At 39.3% G+C, this 2106-nt stretch carries 2 protein-coding genes; one reads left to right on the forward strand and one right to left on the reverse strand.

What is annotated here, in order from left to right; translation table 11 throughout:
* Positions 1 to 38: 38 nt before the first annotated feature.
* The gene (locus LHV68_00265; GenBank protein MCB4790302.1) at positions 39 to 1247 is read right to left on the reverse strand and encodes a class I SAM-dependent rRNA methyltransferase; all 1209 of its coding nucleotides are present in this window, start codon (positions 1245 to 1247) and stop codon (positions 39 to 41) included.
* A 255-nt stretch (positions 1248 to 1502) separates the two neighbouring features.
* Between LHV68_00265 and LHV68_00270 the strand changes: the two genes are divergently transcribed.
* Complete coding sequence (locus LHV68_00270; protein ID MCB4790303.1) at positions 1503 to 2075, forward strand: hypothetical protein; 573 nt, start codon at positions 1503 to 1505, stop codon at positions 2073 to 2075.
* The last annotated feature ends 31 nt before the right edge of the window (positions 2076 to 2106 follow it).

The following is a 2106-nucleotide window of genomic DNA, read 5'->3' on the forward strand; positions in this document are numbered from 1 at the left end:
GCCAGCACAGCATTGGCGGGCACCTTATTTTTGATTTTTTAATTTTCTTTTAATAGTATCCAGCCCTGGAAATACCTTGCTTCCGGGAAATTGAGCGGCCAGGCATGGTCCTGGTCGTGCCCGAGTTTTTCAATGAGTTTTATTTTGGCCTTGGCTTTTACAGAAGCTTTAAAGAGTGTTTTTTGAAACAGCTCTTCGCTTATATACGAACTGCAGCAGTAAGTAAATAAAACCCCGTTCTTTGCCAATTTTTTCATAGCGAGTTCATTTAACCGTTCATAGCCTTGTACGGCATTGTCTATTTTTTCTGCCGATTTTACAAAGCTGGGCGGGTCAAGAATAATTGCTTCCGTGCTTTCATTTTGAATGCCTTCAAGGTGTTTGAAAGAGTCCTGGCATATTATTTTTAAATTCCCGCCGAAACCGTTTAAGGCAGCTGTTTTTTTGGCAGTTTCATTCGCTTTTTCTGATATATCTATATGCTCTATCATTTTTACTCCGGCCCGGGCGGCGTAGAGGTTAAAACTCCCGCTGTAGCCGAAATAATTTTGTAAGCGTTTAACGTTTAAAATCGAGCAATAATGTTCCACCTTCTTTCGCGCCTGGCGCAGGTCAAGGAAGTACCCTGTTTTCTGCCCGTTTTCTATGTCTATAGGTATTTGGAATTTGTCTTCTTCGATAATATGTTCTTTGGGGAGTTTGCCGGACAAGGCTCCGGTAGGCATGCTTGAGAGGCCCTCTTTTCTTCTGACTTCTACGTCGCTTCTTTCATAGACAGCGGCCGGGTTATACAGTTCCTTTATTATTTCAACCCACAATTCCCTGTTCAAGTCTGCAAAATATGTTTGAAGCTGTACTACGAACACGAGGCCGTACCTGTCGATTACGAGCCCGGGCAGGGAATCGGCATCGGAAAATACCAAACGATAATTTTTCTTTTCTTCTGGGATGTTTTGCAGGCCGAGCAGCGTTTCTTTTATTTTTGAAAGGCCTTTTATTTTGTTTGTGAACCAGACCCTGTCGATTTTTTCATTACTGTCCCAGGAAATGATCCGTAAGGTTATAGAGCTTTTTGGGTTAAAAGCCGCATATGCCACGATATTTTCTTCGTTGCCGCATACCGGAACGATAGCGCCAGGCTTAATTTCGGGTGATGCTTTGGCTACGGCGCCTGAAAATACCCAAGGGTGTTTGTTTAAAAGTATTTTTTCTAGCCGGTCTTTTTTTATTATTACTAAATTTTTCATGATTATTGATTATACTAAAAATTGATTTTATAAGCAAAAAACATTCAAAAACACATTGAATTAATAATTGGAATTATGTAATACATGATTCCGCGTGTTTTTAAAAGATTATACAGGTTAAAAGCAAAGCACTTATAAATCTGTGATATCGTCTTTGTTAATCTGCGTAATCAATAAGTAAAAAATCACAAAAAATTCACAATCTTTCCCTTGCTTTTTTGCACAAATATATTATAATTACAATAAGAGTAAAAAATGAATAAATCATTGATTTTTATTAACAAAAAACACAAGGATTTTGCCTTACATGTTGTTTTGGCAGGGCTTGTTATTTTTAGCCTGCTCCTTAACAGTATTGCAATGAACATTGACCCCAGAGAGACCGAGCTTCTAGGCCAGGTTGTCAAGAGCCAGTCTGTCCTTTTAAATGTTTTTTTCTTATCAACTATACCCATAAAGATCGTCAATAACCTTTTCAATGAATACAGGAACCCCGACCCGGCTGTAGCAAAAAAGGCAGCCAAAGAAAAATCCAAGAACGCCAAAAACACATCTGCGGATTTCTCGATATTTGCCTCAGGGATAAACTCTGAAACCATCAGGAGCAATTCGAACAGGGTTTTTACGGCTGTTTACAAAGACAGTGATTCTATCTTGAATATTATTTGCCCCGCAAATGTGTTTACAAGAGGCAGCCCGGGGGGCGGCGGCACAAGTGTTTTTGTTTTACTCATGTTGATGCTGTTTTCATTATTACCGAGGGGTACTATTGATGCGTCAGCTGTAATTTATTTACATAGGATATTTTCTGCCCAACTCGAAGTTTGAAGTTGGGCTTTTTTATTTCCTGGAGGATCGT

This window comes from Candidatus Liberimonas magnetica (assembly GCA_020523885.1).
Taxonomy (GTDB): domain Bacteria; phylum Elusimicrobiota; class Endomicrobiia; order Endomicrobiales; family JAFGIL01; genus Liberimonas; species Liberimonas magnetica.